Annotated in this window: 12 protein-coding genes and 1 pseudogene; 7 read left to right on the top strand and 6 right to left on the bottom strand. The window is 67.7% G+C overall.

Translation table 11 applies throughout. From position 1 onward, the window contains the following. Positions 1-34: 34 nt before the first annotated feature. A complete protein-coding gene (locus IPJ61_RS01680) occupies positions 35-421 on the bottom strand; it encodes an ArsR/SmtB family transcription factor (protein WP_297102375.1) in 387 nt (128 codons plus the stop codon). Positions 422-481: 60 nt separating this feature from the next. Further along, entirely contained in the window at positions 482-1,693 is a 1,212-nt protein-coding gene (gene chrA / locus IPJ61_RS01675) for a chromate efflux transporter (protein ID WP_297102373.1), read from the bottom strand. Positions 1,694-1,760: 67 nt separating this feature from the next. On the opposite strand from chrA, the gene IPJ61_RS01670 reads away from it, so the two are divergent. Genes IPJ61_RS01670 through IPJ61_RS01655 form a run of 4 tightly spaced genes read left to right on the top strand, consistent with a single transcriptional unit; the run spans position 1,761 to position 4,392 of the window. Then, positions 1,761-2,654: a metalloregulator ArsR/SmtB family transcription factor gene (locus IPJ61_RS01670; RefSeq protein WP_243831920.1), complete on the top strand. Its 894-nt coding sequence runs from the start codon at positions 1,761-1,763 to the stop codon at positions 2,652-2,654. A gap of 48 nt (positions 2,655-2,702) precedes the next feature. Beyond that, positions 2,703-3,119, top strand: a complete 417-nt coding sequence (locus IPJ61_RS01665; RefSeq protein ID WP_133755708.1) for an arsenate reductase ArsC — start codon at positions 2,703-2,705, stop codon at positions 3,117-3,119. Further along, complete coding sequence (locus IPJ61_RS01660; RefSeq protein ID WP_297102372.1) at positions 3,116-3,778, top strand: arsenate reductase ArsC; 663 nt, start codon at positions 3,116-3,118, stop codon at positions 3,776-3,778. Before IPJ61_RS01665 ends, IPJ61_RS01660 begins: the two co-directional genes overlap by 4 nt. Next, positions 3,775-4,392: an aquaporin gene (locus tag IPJ61_RS01655; RefSeq protein WP_297102371.1), complete on the top strand. Its 618-nt coding sequence runs from the start codon at positions 3,775-3,777 to the stop codon at positions 4,390-4,392. The genes IPJ61_RS01660 and IPJ61_RS01655 overlap by 4 nt, the downstream gene beginning before the upstream one ends. Positions 4,393-4,433: 41 nt before the next feature. Here IPJ61_RS01655 and IPJ61_RS01650 read toward each other — a convergent pair. Continuing rightward, positions 4,434-5,207 (bottom strand): annotated as a pseudogene (locus IPJ61_RS01650) (PRD domain-containing protein); the annotation flags it as partial. 58 nt (positions 5,208-5,265) lie between these two features. Continuing rightward, positions 5,266-7,191: a glucose PTS transporter subunit IIA gene (locus IPJ61_RS01645; RefSeq protein WP_297102370.1), complete on the bottom strand. Its 1,926-nt coding sequence runs from the start codon at positions 7,189-7,191 to the stop codon at positions 5,266-5,268. Between the two features lie 246 nt (positions 7,192-7,437). Between IPJ61_RS01645 and IPJ61_RS01640 the strand changes: the two genes are divergently transcribed. Both IPJ61_RS01640 and IPJ61_RS01635 read left to right on the top strand, forming a co-directional pair. After that, on the top strand, positions 7,438-8,838 hold the full coding sequence (locus tag IPJ61_RS01640; protein WP_297102368.1) for an MATE family efflux transporter: 1,401 nt from the start codon (positions 7,438-7,440) through the stop codon (positions 8,836-8,838). After that, complete coding sequence (locus tag IPJ61_RS01635; RefSeq protein WP_297102366.1) at positions 8,835-9,890, top strand: hypothetical protein; 1,056 nt, start codon at positions 8,835-8,837, stop codon at positions 9,888-9,890. Before IPJ61_RS01640 ends, IPJ61_RS01635 begins: the two co-directional genes overlap by 4 nt. On the opposite strand, the gene IPJ61_RS01630 is transcribed toward IPJ61_RS01635, so the two are convergent. Next, complete coding sequence (locus tag IPJ61_RS01630) at positions 9,880-11,157, bottom strand: MFS transporter (protein ID WP_297102364.1); 1,278 nt, start codon at positions 11,155-11,157, stop codon at positions 9,880-9,882. The two genes, IPJ61_RS01635 and IPJ61_RS01630, sit on opposite strands and share 11 nt — an antisense overlap. A 150-nt stretch (positions 11,158-11,307) precedes the next feature. Here IPJ61_RS01630 and IPJ61_RS01625 point away from each other — a divergent pair, with 150 nt between their 5' ends. Next, complete coding sequence (locus tag IPJ61_RS01625) at positions 11,308-12,432, top strand: zinc-binding dehydrogenase (RefSeq protein ID WP_297102362.1); 1,125 nt, start codon at positions 11,308-11,310, stop codon at positions 12,430-12,432. A 13-nt stretch (positions 12,433-12,445) separates the two neighbouring features. Here IPJ61_RS01625 and IPJ61_RS01620 read toward each other — a convergent pair whose 3' ends face one another. Further along, on the bottom strand, positions 12,446-13,312 hold the full coding sequence (locus IPJ61_RS01620) for a formate/nitrite transporter family protein (RefSeq protein ID WP_297102360.1): 867 nt from the start codon (positions 13,310-13,312) through the stop codon (positions 12,446-12,448). Positions 13,313-13,457 lie beyond the last annotated feature (145 nt).

Genomic DNA, 13,457 nt, shown 5'->3' with positions numbered 1-13,457 from the left:
GTCACCGCGTCCCGAGCACGAGCATCGGTGACACTCATTCTGCTGCGCCGTTTGTCGTGCCCTGCGAAGCGACTGGGCCACGGTGGTGCGGCGGTAACCTCTCGACAACGTGCTCGGCCTGGAACACCGCGTGCGTGACCAGTTGGCGGGCATGCTCATCGATCAGGCTGTAGAACACGCGGGTGCCCTCCTGCCGAGCTTGCACGACCTTGCCCCACCGCAGCTTCGCGAGATGCTGCGACACCGTGGTCGGTGACTTTCCGACCCGCTCCGCCAGCTCGCCCACCGGGAGTTCACTGTCGCGCAGCGCCAGAATGATGCGGATCCGCGTCGCATCCGACAGCAGTGAGAACACCTCGGCAGCTAAATCGACGTACTGGCTCTCCACCCCAAAGCTGCATACCTTATTATCTTCACGCATAAGAAGATAGTAAGGTACTTGCGGTACTTGTCGGTATACCACAGCGCTGTCAAACCATTGCTACAGCAGGCCCATGAGAATGCCGCCAGCGGCGCCGACGAGCACCACGACCCACGGGGGTAGTTTCCAAGAGATGAGGAGCACGAAGCAGATCACGGCGAGGGTGAATGGGCCGGGTCCGGTGATTGCTGTGGTGAATACGGGTGAGTAGAGGGCGGCGGCGAGGATTCCGACGACGGCGGCGTTTGCGCCGCGCATGACCGCTTGCGCCCATGCGCGGCGGCGGAAGGTGTTCCAGAACGGCAAGACTCCGAGCAGGAGCAAGAAGCCGGGCAGGAACACGGCGATCAGTGCAATCAGCGCGCCCCAGATCCCACCGGGACCGGTGTCAGAGATCGCGCCAAGGTATCCGGAGAAGGTGAACAACGGGCCGGGGACGGCTTGGGCTGCCCCGTATCCGGCGAGGAACTGAGCGTTCGTCACCCAGCCTGGGTCGACCACGCCGGCCTGCAGCAGCGGAAGCACGACGTGTCCGCCGCCGAACACGAGCGCGCCGGCCCGATAGACCGCGTCGAACAAAGCCACCCCGCCGATGCCTGTCGCTGAAGCGAGGGCTGGGCCGCCGACCAACAGGAGAAAGAACACGGCGAGACTGGTGATGCCGACAGCACGTCGCACGGGGAAGTGGAGCATGTCTGGCCGCTGTTCCTCGACAGCCATGCGGCAGAAGATCAGTCCGCCAATCGCGCCGATCAGGATCGCAACGATCTGACCCACCGACCCCACCAGCAGCATCGCGGTAGCGAGCGCGACCACAGCGATCCCGGCGCGAGGGCGATCGGGGGTAAGAGTTCGAGTCATTCCCCAGACGGCTTGGGCGACGATCGCGACCGCGACGATCTTCAATCCCGTGAGCAGTCCGTCACCGATCGGACCGGAAATCCACGCTGCCCCATAGGCGAATGCGACCATCAACACCGCGGACGGCAAGGTGAATCCTACGAACGCCGCAACCGCACCCCAACCGCCTGCGCGGAGCAGACCCACGCCGAAGCCAACCTGGCTAGACGCGGGGCCGGGCAGGAACTGTGACAGTGCGACCAGATCTGCATACTCGCGGTCGCCCATCCACTTGCGGCGTTCGACGAACTCGGTGCGGAAATAGCCGAGGTGCGCGACGGGCCCTCCGAACGAGGTGGTCCCGAGCTTCAGGAACACCCGGAACACTTCCCACACCGTGCTGCGAGCGGTGGCCGTCGAGGCCTGTGTCATGATTGCTCCTGTTCCCCACGGATGGTCTGGCGGACGGCCACACCTCGTTCAAGATAGATTATGGTCTATGGATTCGATGGTGGAGATACCTACGTTGGCGGTGCTTGCTGATCCCACCCGTGCCCGGATCGTCCAGCTGATCCGCGACGCCGAGGGTGAGCGGGCCATGGTGAGCCGCCTCGCCGAGCAGCTCGGGTTGCGGCAACCTACGGTCAGCCATCACATGGCGGCGCTGCGCGCTGAAGGTCTCGTGGTCCGCGAACCCGAGGGGCGCCGGGTCTGGTACTCGATCAACCCCGACAAAGCTGACCACGTCACCGCCCTCCTCGGCGCCCCCGCCATCGGCGGCGAGGAGCCGGATTGGGAGCGGGTCATAGACGACCTCGCCGCGCGCTACAAAGGCTCCTTCAATCGCGAGACAATCGCACGCTACCTGACCGACTCCCGCGACCTGCTAACAGCCCGCGGTGACGCGCCGCTACTGGCCTCACGCGCTGCGGCATTCACCGCATCCCGCCTCGACGACGTTCGCCGCACCGAGGTTCAGTCGGGGTGGCCGCCGTCGGTGCTGTTCGTGTGCGTCCAGAATGCAGGCCGCTCGCAGCTTGCCGCCGGCATCCTGCGCCAACTCGCCGGCGACACAGTCATCGTCCGCTCCGCCGGATCCGCGCCCGCGGCCGAGGTCCGCTCAGCGATCGTGACCGCGCTCGACGAGATTGGCGTCAGCATCGGCGGAGAGTTCCCCAAGCCCCTGACCGACGAGGCCGTGAAGGCTGCGGATGTCGTGGTCACGATGGGCTGCGGCGACGCCTGCCCGGTCTATCCCGGCCGCCGATACCTGGACTGGGACCTTGCCGACCCAGTCGGCAAGCCGCTGAGCGTCATTCGAAAGATCCGCGACGACATTGACCTGCGAGTCCGCGCGCTGCTCTCCGAACTGACCGGCGACCCACTTTCCTGATACATAGATAATGGTCTATGCTTTCTGGTGAAAGAAAGAGAGGCCGTGATGAGTGAGAAACCCACCGTCCTGTTCGTCTGCGTTCACAATGCCGGTAGGTCGCAGATGGCCGCAGGTTACTTGCAGCATCTTGCTGGCGATCGAGTCGAGGTGCTTTCGGCCGGGTCCGAACCGAAGGACCAAATCAATCCGGTCGCGGTCGACGTGATGGCTGAGGAGGGCATCGATATCGCCAGCAACGACCCGAAGCTCCTGACCGTCGACACGGTCCGCGAGTCGGACGTGGTGATCACGATGGGCTGCGGGGATGCATGCCCGATCTTCCCCGGGAAGCGCTATGAGGACTGGCAGCTCGACGACCCCGCGGGCCAGAGCATCGACGCGGTCCGGTCGATCCGGGACGAGATCCGCTCCCGCGTCGAGACGCTGATCGCCGAGCTCCTCCCCACCTGGCGGCCAGCATGAACGCGCCGCGCGGCCAGGACGGGCTACTCTCCCCAGACTCGGTGCTGCACCGTGCCGCCGAACGACTCGCACGGCAGTTCGGCGGGATGGTCAGCGAAGAGACCGCCGAAAGGGTCGTGTTCGAGTCCTACACCGGGCTGGCCCGCACCGCCGCGGTCAACACTCATCTGCCGACGGTGGCGGAAAAGTTCGCCCACGACCGGCTGGTCGCCCTCGCGCAATCGCGCGGGCTGATTGGCAAGCCGGTGCCGGAGATCCTCTACGTCTGCGTCCAGAACTCCGGCCGGTCGCAGATGGCCGCCGCCATCACGAGGCATCTCGCCGGCGATCGCGTCCACGTCCGCTCCGCCGGCTCGCAGCCTGCCGCGGGTGTGCTGCCGGGTGTTGTGGCTGTGCTTGAGGAAGCCGGGATTCACCTTGCCGACGAGTTCCCCAAGCCGCTCACCGATGACGTTGTCCGCGCCGCAGACGCGGTCGTGACGATGGGCTGCGGGGACGCCTGCCCGCTCTATCCGGGCAAGCGCTACCTCGACTGGGATCTGAACGACCCGTCCGACCTTGACTTGGACGGGCTCCGCGCGGTCCGCGACGAGATCCAGCAGCACGTCGAGCAGCTGCTCACTGAGCTCGCCCCTGGTCTCGCGGCACCCCGGTCGTGACCGGGGTCTGGCGGCGCGGCTTCGCAGAGTTTCTCGGCACGGGGCTGCTGGTCACCGTTGTGGTCGGTTCCGGAATCGCCGCGCAACGACTCTCCGCCGACACTGGCCTGCAGCTGCTGGAGAACTCGATCGCCACCGCGCTCGGCCTCGGCGTCCTGATCGTGTTGCTCGCTCCGGTCTCCGGCGCGCACTTCAACCCCGTCGTCTCCCTCGCGGACGCCCTCCTCGGCCGCCGCTCAGCCACCGGGCTCTCGGCGCGAGAGCTCGTCATCTACCTGCCGGCGCAAATCGCAGGCGGGATTGGCGGCGCGGTATTGGCGAACGCGATGTTCGCTACTCCGACCGCGATTTCCACCACTGATCGCGCCGCCCCTGCGACGATCCTCGCCGAGGTCGTCGCCACCGCGGGTCTTGTGCTCCTGATCATGGGCCTCATCCGCACCGGTCGGCCCGCACCAGTAATCGCGGCGGCGGTCGGCTCTTACATCGGCGCCGCGTACTGGTTCACCAGCTCCACCTCGTTCGCCAACCCTGCCGTCACCATTGGCCGAATCTTCACTGACACCTTCGCTGGCATCGCCCCCAACTCGGTGCTGCCGTTCCTCACCGCATAGCTCGCCGGCGCCGGCCTCGCGATCGTGCGTTCGGCCTCGGTAACAGCGGCATCGAACGAGTTGTCGAGATAGGTTGCGATGTGGGAGGCGCAGCGATACACCGGTGGGTGCTGTTCGCGCAGTGTGCGGAAGAAGGCGTCGAACGCGTCGTTGTACGCCTGGTTGCGAGTGACGCGCTTGATCACGAACTTCAGATGAGTGATGAACCGGACGCCCGCTGCCGACGAGCCGTCCACCGTGATGCCGAGGTCGTCGGCGACAATGCCGATAACGTCGCGGAGCGCTGCCGAGAGGGTGATCCCCTGCTCTGGCGCGCGCACGACGCCGGCGTTGACGAGGTGAAGGGTCACGAAGCCCGCCTCGTCGAGGGGGAGCTTGCGGCCGAGCTCACGATGAACGATCGACAGCACCTCGAGCGCGATCGCGAACTCCTGCGGATAGGCGGCCTTCGTCTCCCACAGCATCGAGTTGTAGATCGGTAGACCCTCCTCAAGCCGCGAGATCGCCTGGGCGATGTGGTCGGCAAGGCCCACCTCGGCCGCGGGGGTCAGCCGCGTCCCGTGCACCCGAGCGATGTGGTCGGCCGCGATCGATATGGCGCGGATGGCGGGGTAGGGAAGGTCCAGCAGCACGCGGAACGCCCCGCTCGGCACCAGTCCCGTCGGGTGGAACTCGCGCTCGACGCGGTCCTCGTTCACGGAGTCACCGCGGCTCGCCCGGAAGCCGACGCCCGCGCCCACGAGGATGACGTCCTCGCCGTCGCCGTCCACGGCATGAACGATGTTGTTGTTGAAGACCTTCGTGACAGTGCGCATCTCGTCCCCTCCGGTGCGCCGGCCGCTCGACCGGCGCACCGAGTCGGTGCGATCGAGCCTACTCGGACGCCGCTGGCGCGGTCGTGCGGACGTCGAGGAGGGCGGCGCCCTCACCGACCTCGCCGGAGCCGACCTCGACGACCTCCTGGCCCTGAAGCGCGTTGGTGACGACGACGGGCGTGATGAGCGGGTACCCCGCCGCGGAGATGCCCGCCGGATCGAACTCCAGCAGCACTTCGCCAGCGGTCACTCGCTGGTTCGGGTGGACGAGTGGCGTGAAGTGCGTGCCCTTGAGCCGCACGGTGTCGATGCCGACGTGCACGAGCAGTTCGACGCCGCTGTCGAGCCGCAGCCCGATTGCGTGGTGGCTGTCGGGCAGGGCGACGACGACGCCCGCGGCCGGAGCCACGACGCGGCTCCCGCTCGGCACGATGGCTACGCCAGGGCCGACTAGCCCGCCACCGAACACCGGGTCGCCGGTCTCGCTCAGCGGAACGACCTTGCCTGCGAGCGGGGCGGCGATGACGATGTCGCCCGGGGTGACCTCTGCGTCGGTCCCGCCGGTGAACCCGCCCACGGCGGCCTCGGTCGTCGGGGCCGCGGCCGGGACGGCGGCAGCGTCGTCGGAGGCCTTGTTCTCATAGCCGAAGACCCACACCAGCACGATGGCGACGACAAGCGACGTGACGATCCCGAGGATGCCGCCGATTACCGGGTCCATGATCGGCAAGCTGAGGAACGGTGAAGGGGAGAACCCGACCATGCTCTGGCCGAAGATGCCCATCACGGCGCCGGTGACGCCGGCGGTGGCCATCTGTATCCAGAGCACCTTGCGGTAGCGCAGCACGAAGCCGTAGACGGTCGGCTCGGTGATGCCGCCGATCGCGACCGACAGCGTTGCGGCCGCCGCGGTGTCGCGCGCCTCCTTCTTCCTGTCGCGCGCCGCACGGATCAGCACGGCGACGGCGATGCCCATGATCGCGTACTGGTAGCCCATGGCGGCGCCGAACATCACGGAGCTGCCCGTGGCGGCGAGGTCGGCGATGCCGATCGAGATCAGGGCCCAGTGGATGCCGAGCGCGACGAGGAAGACCCAGAGCGCGGGCACGATGACATAGAAGAGCCACGGGGCGGTGGCGCTCAGCCACGAGACGCCCGAGCCGATGCCGTTGCCCACAACGACCCCGACGGGGCCGAACACGAGCGCGGTGAGCGGCACGAGAAGCAGCACCTCGATCGTGGGGTTGAACACCTGCTGCAGCATCTTCGGCAGGACCTTCTTGAGCAGCCGGTCGAGCGCGGCGAGCGCGAGGGCCACCATCAGCGCGGGGAACATGGAGTTCGCGTAGGTGTACATGAACAGCGGCATGCCGAACGCCTGCAGCACGTCCCCGGTCTGGCCGATCGCGGTGAAGCTCGGATGCAGCAGTGCTGCGGCGATGATCGCCCCGGTGAACGGGTTGGTGCCCAGCTTGCTCGAGGCCGAGTACGCCACGAAGATCGGCAGGAAGTAGAAGATCGCGTTGCCCGACGCGTTGAGGATGAGTGCCGTGGGGCTCTCGGGGTTCAGGCCGCCGAACTGCGTGAGCAGCAGGGTGATGATCTGCACCATGGCCGCACCGGTGATGGCCGGGATGAGCGGTTGGAACGTGCCCCCGAGGAAGTCGAACACGACGTCGATCGGGCGACGCTTCTCCTTCGGCGCCTCGGCGGCCGCTCCGCCGCCCATCTGAGACCAGCCGGGCTGCTTGACGATCTCGGCGAGCACGTCGGCGACGTGGGTGCCGATGACGACCTGCAACTGGCCGCCGGCGTGGACGGCCTTCAGGACACCCGGCGTCGCATTGAGCGCGTCGAGGTCGACCTTGCTTGGGTCGGCCACGGAGAGGCGCAGCCGCGTGGCGCAGTTGCCGGCTCTCGTGACGTTGTCCGGGCCGCCGACCAGCTTGGCGACCTCTTGGGCGAGCGCGGTGTAATCGCTCACGTTCCAACTCCCTTTGGATGAGTGGAGCCGGGCGAGCCCGCATACGCGCAGGGACGCTCAGCTACCTGTGTGGCCAAGGTCTCGCCTGCGAAGCAGTAACAATCCTCGTGATCGGGCGTCCGACGGGCGCCTGCGGCAGATTATCGCGGATGCGCTGCCCGGCGGCAAGGGGGTGGTGGAATCCGAGAAGGCATCCGGCCAGATATAAGTAAGGTAAGCCTAAGTTCCTACTTGAGGGGTGTGCCCGTGACAGATAGTCGAACCGGATTCGTTCGCAAGAGTCTGATGCGCCTGAGCTGGCCCTTGCTTGTGGTGACGGTGCTCACCCTGCTTGCGGCGCTCGGCAATGTGATCGTGCTGAGCATCGCCTCGCCTGAGCTGAACGCGGCGGTCGCAACCGCGAACCAGATGCTCGGCATCGTCTACGACGTATCGGTGCTGTTCAGCATCGGGGCGCTGGTCGTCGTCGCGCAGCAGCTAGGAGCGGGCAAGGAGCGCGACGCGGCACGCAGCTCGCGCACGGCCCTTCGCGCGGGCAGCCTGCTCGGCGTCGGGCTCGCGCTGATCGTCGTGGTCTCAGGCCCGACGGTATTGCGTCTCGTCAACACGCCGGAGGAGCTCGTCGACGACGCCCTTGCCTACCTGTGGGTGATCGCACTGAGCCTCGTCTTCAACGCCTACATCGTGACTGCGACCGCCGTCCTCCGCGCCTATGGCCGCACGCCCGCGATCTTGGTGCTCGCGATCGTCGTGAACCTCGTGGACGTGATGCTGTTGGGCGTGTTCGTGCTCGTGCTGAACCTCGGCGTCGTCGGTGCCGCCTTGCCTTCCCTGCTGGTGCGCGGCATCGGCGTGCTGATCCTGATGTGGTTGCTGCGTAGCCGCACGGGGGTCACCCTGTTCCGCGGCGCGACGCCGAGGGACGGGTCCTCGCGCCGCACGCTCTGGGCGATGATGCGCCTGTCGATCCCGACCGTGTTCGAGAACGGCGCCTACAACCTGGCCATCGTCGCGACGCTCTCGCTCATCAACGTGCTCGGCGCGAACGCCATCAACGCCCGATCCTACGCGCTCACCCTCACGGCCCTGGTGACCGGCGTGATCCTCGCCCTGGCCCAGGGCAACGAGACCATCGTCGGGTGGAACGTCGGCGAGCGCGACGTGCGTCGGGCAAAGCTCACGACGCTGCGCACGGCAGGCTGGACCGCCGTGGCCTCGGCGATGCTCGCGGCCTTGCTCTGGTACTTCGCGGAGCCGACGTTGTCGGTCTTCGGCGCGCGCGAGGCCATCGTCGACATGGCGCGCGGCGCCCTCGCCGTGAGCGTCGTGCTGCTCCCCCTCTCGGCGGCGACGACCGTCATCTACGGCGCGCTGCGCTCGGCGGGCGACGTCGTCGTGCCGATGGCCTACTCGATCGCCGCGAGCGTCGCCGTGCTGCTTCCGCTCGCTTGGCTCCTCGTGTCGCAGCTCAGCCTGGGCCTGCCCGGCCTGTTCTGGGCGCTCGCGGGACACGAGGCCCTGCGCGCCGCCTTGATGATCGGGCGCTGGCTGCGCGGGTCGTGGATGCACCGCGCACCCGTGACCGTCGATGTCCCTCCTGACCCGGCGCACGCGCCCAAGGAAGTCGTCGCGGTGGAGTCTCGTTGAGCACGTTGGACGGTCCGCCGGTTCACCTGGCCGACGCGCTCGGCTCTCACGCCAAGGACCTTGCGCGCGCCGTCTGGGTGAGGCTGCCGGCCGCGTCGCGCAGTCCCCGTGACCGCGCTTTCGCCGCCTACCGGCGTCACGTGCGGCGCATCGTGCGAGGCGAAACGGCGTCCTTCCGGGTGATCGACACGCGCACCGTCGCCGCCTCGCCGCTCAGCAGGGTCGTCGAAATCGAGCTCCACACGCGCGCGGAGGTGGGCGTGGGCGACATGCTCTACGTCTGGTGGTGCAACGACCCCGCGCGCGTCGCGTCGCTCGCCCCCGCGCTGACCGACGCGGAGGTGGGCTACTGGACGACTCCGGTGCCGCATCGTCCTGCGCGGTACGCGCGCGCCACAGCCGCGCATGTTGCCGCGTCCGTGCTCGACCTGAGTGCGCTCGGCGTGGAGGACGTCGCTGCCCTGGACGCGGCCGAGCTGCTTGCCCTGCCGCGCATCACACCCCGCCTCTACACCGCGTCGGAGGCGCGACGCGACGGGGGCGGCCGGTGCATCGTGAAGGTGCAGGTCACGATGCGTCAGGACTGGCCGCGGCGCGCGGCCGCGTTCCTTCATCGCGTCGCGGCCGGTGACGAGGTCCGCGCCTGGGTGATGCCGCATCCGAACCGCGTCCATCGCGTCAGGCCGGGCGTGGCGGTGGTCACGGGCTCCGGCGCCGCCGGGGTGTTCGCGGCCCTTCGCGACGGGGCGGTGGGGATCGACCTCATCTGGGGTCTCGGCGACAAGCGGCTAGAACCTTGGGTGCTCGACGAGTTGCGCGGGTACGAGGTGTCGGGCGCGCTGGCCTCGCTGCGCCTCGTGAACTCGCCGATGCACGTGGGCGCCGCGCTGCGCGAGCTGGCCGACCTGGGTGAGCGCTCCGGGCGCGGCGACTGGCTGTACGTGAGCGGAAACGAGGCCGCCGGAGTGGACGCCCACGCTGCCGTGGCCGACCTGCTCGGCGACGAGGCGGTCGGCCAGGCCGCCGATTCCCTGCGCTACATCAACTCCTGAAGGCTGGGCCTGCGCCCCGCCGGGGGTTGTGCTCCAGGGCCGGGGAGAACAGGAGGATGCCCAGTGCGTACACCGGCACCAGCCAGAGCGCATAGCGAAGCGTGAAGACGTCGGCCAGCGCCCCGACGATGGGCGGCGTCACGAAGAAGCCGACACGCGCGAGCCAGCCCACCAACGTGATGCCGACGCCGTGGGCGACGCCTTCCATGTCGTCGGCGGCGCGAAAGGCGGCGGGGAACAACGTGGCGACACCGAGGCCGGCGCACGCGAAGCCGACCAGCGCCGTCGCCGGATGCGGCACGAGCAGCGCAAACGACATCCCGGCGGCGCTGAGGAGAGCGCCGTATTGAGCTGTGCGGCGGTCGCCGAGGCGGTCGACGACGGCGTCGCCGGTGAAGCGCCCGATCGTCTGCGCCCCCTGCAGGGCGACGAACGCGAGACCCGCCACGAACGGCGTCGAGTCGAAGGTCCGCGTCATGAAGAGGGCTCCCCAGGTGCCGCCCGCGTCCTCCGTAGCTCCTGCGAAGATGAGCACCGCTCCGAGGGCGAGGATCAGGAGCAGGCCTCGCCCGCTGTTGCCGGCCAGCAGCCGACGGCGGACGCCTCGGGCGCGGCTCGGGCCAGGGACGTCGGCCCCGGACGCGGGGGAGGCCGAGGCCACTTCTCGCTCGGTTGAGTCGTGCCCGGGCAGCATGAATCGGTAGGAGGCGACGGCGAGGGTGCCGAAGACCACGATGCCGAGGGCTCCTTGCAGCCACAGGGGTATCCCGACCTGTGCGGCCGAGGCGCCGAGGATGCCACCCGAAACGGCCCCGAGCGACCACCAGCCGTGGTAGCTGTTCATGATCGAGCGGCGGTACCGGCGCTCGACCCTCATGCCGTGCGCATTCATGGAGATGTCGGTGATGGCGTCCGCGGCACTGGCGAGGAACAGCGAGAGGGCGAGCCAGAGCCAGCTCCCCGCGGTGTAGATGAGGACGTGCGACGTGGAAGCGACCACCTGCATGGTGACGGCGGCGCGTCCTGAGCCCCAGCGTGCCATCAACGGCGCCGCCAGCAGGCCGGCGAGGAGACCGCCGACGGGTCCGAAGCCGACGGCCAGTCCGAACGCCGCGTTGCTCAGTCCGATCTGCTCCACCATCTCCGGGTAGCGGGGCAGGATCGCGCAGAACGATGCCCCGTTGAGGAAGAAGATCATCGAGACAGCCCAGCGCGCGCGGCGGGCGTCGGGAGGGATGGGGGAGGGCACGGTACCGGGGGTAGACACGAGTAACCATCTTATGACCATCGGCGGTCGTTCTGCACGGCCGTCGGACCATCCTTCAAATGTGCTATCAAGGAGCTTAAGTCACCCCAATGATGCGACGCAGTACCTGGCCAGATAGCGTTCATATGTCAGTACAAATAAGGAGATGAAATGATTCCTGACACCATGCGAGCTGCAGTGCTGCGTACGCCAGGTGGGGAGCTGGAGGTCGAGACCATCCGGACCCCTCGTCCCCGGGTCAACGAGGTCCTGCTCAAGGTCAGTGCCTGTGGCCTCTGCCACTCCGACCTGCACGTGATCGGCGGGCACATAGCCTTTCCCTCCCCCTGCGTGCTGGGCCACGAGGTCGCGGGAACGATCGTCGAGATCGGCACGGGAACCACGGTCCCTGGCCTTGAAGTGGGGATGCGCGCTGCCGCCGCGTTCCTGATGCCCTGCGGCCAGTGCCGCGCGTGCCGCGCCGGCCGTGACGACCTCTGCGCGCCATTCTTCGCGCTCAACCGGCTCAAGGGCGTCCTCTACGACGGTGAGACCCGCCTGGCCGACCTCGACGGCAATCCCATCTGGATGTACTCCATGGGCGGCCTCGCCGAGTACTGCGTCGTGCCAGCCACCTCGGTGGCCCCGGTTCCGGAGGGCCTCGACGTGGCCAACGCCGCGATCCTGGGCTGTGCAGCCATGACCGCCTACGGCGCCGTCCGTCGCGGCGCCGATCTCCGCTACGGCGAGACCGTAGCCGTGGTCGCGACAGGCGGCGTCGGCTCCATGATCATCGAGTTCGCGAGGACCATGGGCGCGCGTCAAGTGATCGCCATCGACGTCGACGACGCCAAGCTTGAGGCCGCGCAGGAACTCGGCGCAACCGACGTGATCAACAGCTCGCGGGAGGACGCCCGCGCGCGCGTCTTCGCACTGACCGACGGCGTCGGCGTCGACGTCTCGTTCGAGGCGCTCGGCCGGCCGCAGACCTGGACGACCGCGCTCGACGTGCTGGCCGACGGCGGACGGATGGTGCCGATCGGGCTGGGCTCTGGCGTCCAGAAGGCGGAGGTCGAGATCAACCGCACCGTTCGGCGTAGTCAGACAATCATCGGCTCGTACGGCGCCCGCACGCGCGTCGACCTGCCAGCGGTGATCGACATGGCCGCTACCGGCGCGATCAACGTGGACGACGTCGTGAACCAGACCTTTAGCCTCGACGACGTGAACAAGGGCTACGCGCGCCTCCGGGACGGCTCGATGAAGGGCCGTGGCGTCGTCGTCATGTCGCTCTGAAGGGCCCGACTGCTCAGGGGACGTTGAGCTCCTCGGTCTCCTCGTGGAGGTGACGCTTGGAGTCGTTCACGTAGGCGTAGTAGGCGCCGATCAGGAGGCCGCCGCCGACGAAGTTGCCCGCCAGCGCGATGCCGACGTTGCCGAGCGCAAGGCCGACATCGATGCCCTCTCGCAACCCGACCATCAGGAAGAGCACCGTGTTGGCAACGGAGTGCTCGAGACCCAGGAAGGCGAAGATGAAGACCGCGGAGAGCATGGCACACATCTTGGCGAAGTCGGCCTTCACGTAGCCGTTGTAGACCAGCAGCATCGCGACGTTGATCATGAAGTTGCAGAGGATGGCGCGCACGAAAAGGTCGCCCCATCCGGAGGGGCCTGCGGAGACGTAGGCGAGTTTCACCTCGGCGGAGTGCAGCATCTGTTCCATCACGGGACCGGTGGCCAGCGTCGAGAACTTCACGAACACCGCGAGGAGCAGGCCGCCGAGCGCATTGCCCAGGTAGCAGAGGCCCATGATGGTGAACCCGCGCCCCCAGGTGATCTCACGGTAGTAGCGCCCGATGGTCACGACCATCATGTTCGACGTCAACAGCTCTGACTTCGTGTAATAGATGAAGATCAGCGCCCAGCCGAACACGAGCGAGCCGGCGACCTTGCCCAGTCCGACGAGCGAGGTGTCGCCGGCGCTGATGCCCGCGAAGACCGAGACCGTCGTGAAGTAGGCCCCGTAGAACACGCCGATGAGGATGCCCGCCATCGCCGCGCGCTGCAGATAAGGGATGGTCGCCTTGCGCGACATGTCGTCCTTGACATGCAGCGCATCGAGCGTCGTCTCGATGAACTCCTTGCCCGGGAAGATGTGTCCCATGTCTTTGCCCATGGGGCTCCTGTCGTCGGAGGGCTGCCGGTGAGACCGGCTGTCGGCGTTGGTGAGGAGAACCCTACCTGCGCGAACACAGATCTCTCCATGCGGAGGGCCAGGTCTATATGGCCTGGCGCGCCACATGGAGAGATCTGTGTTCGGG

Source organism: Tessaracoccus sp. (genome assembly GCF_016714275.1).
Taxonomy (GTDB): Bacteria; Actinomycetota; Actinomycetes; order Propionibacteriales; family Propionibacteriaceae; genus Arachnia.
Note: the sequence above shows the minus strand (reverse complement) of the source record. Positions and strands in the feature narration are given on the sequence as shown.

Coding starts and splice junctions, on each gene's coding strand:
- IPJ61_RS01670 (WP_243831920.1), top strand. CDS start 1,761: ATGGATTCGATGGTGGAGATACCTACGTTGGCGGTGCTTGCTGATCCC.
- IPJ61_RS01660 (WP_297102372.1), top strand. CDS start 3,116: ATGAACGCGCCGCGCGGCCAGGACGGGCTACTCTCCCCAGACTCGGTG.
- IPJ61_RS01620 (WP_297102360.1), bottom strand. CDS start 13,312: ATGGGCAAAGACATGGGACACATCTTCCCGGGCAAGGAGTTCATCGAG.
- IPJ61_RS01680 (WP_297102375.1), bottom strand. CDS start 421: ATGCGTGAAGATAATAAGGTATGCAGCTTTGGGGTGGAGAGCCAGTAC.
- IPJ61_RS01625 (WP_297102362.1), top strand. CDS start 11,308: ATGATTCCTGACACCATGCGAGCTGCAGTGCTGCGTACGCCAGGTGGG.
- chrA (WP_297102373.1), bottom strand. CDS start 1,693: ATGACACAGGCCTCGACGGCCACCGCTCGCAGCACGGTGTGGGAAGTG.
- IPJ61_RS01665 (WP_133755708.1), top strand. CDS start 2,703: ATGAGTGAGAAACCCACCGTCCTGTTCGTCTGCGTTCACAATGCCGGT.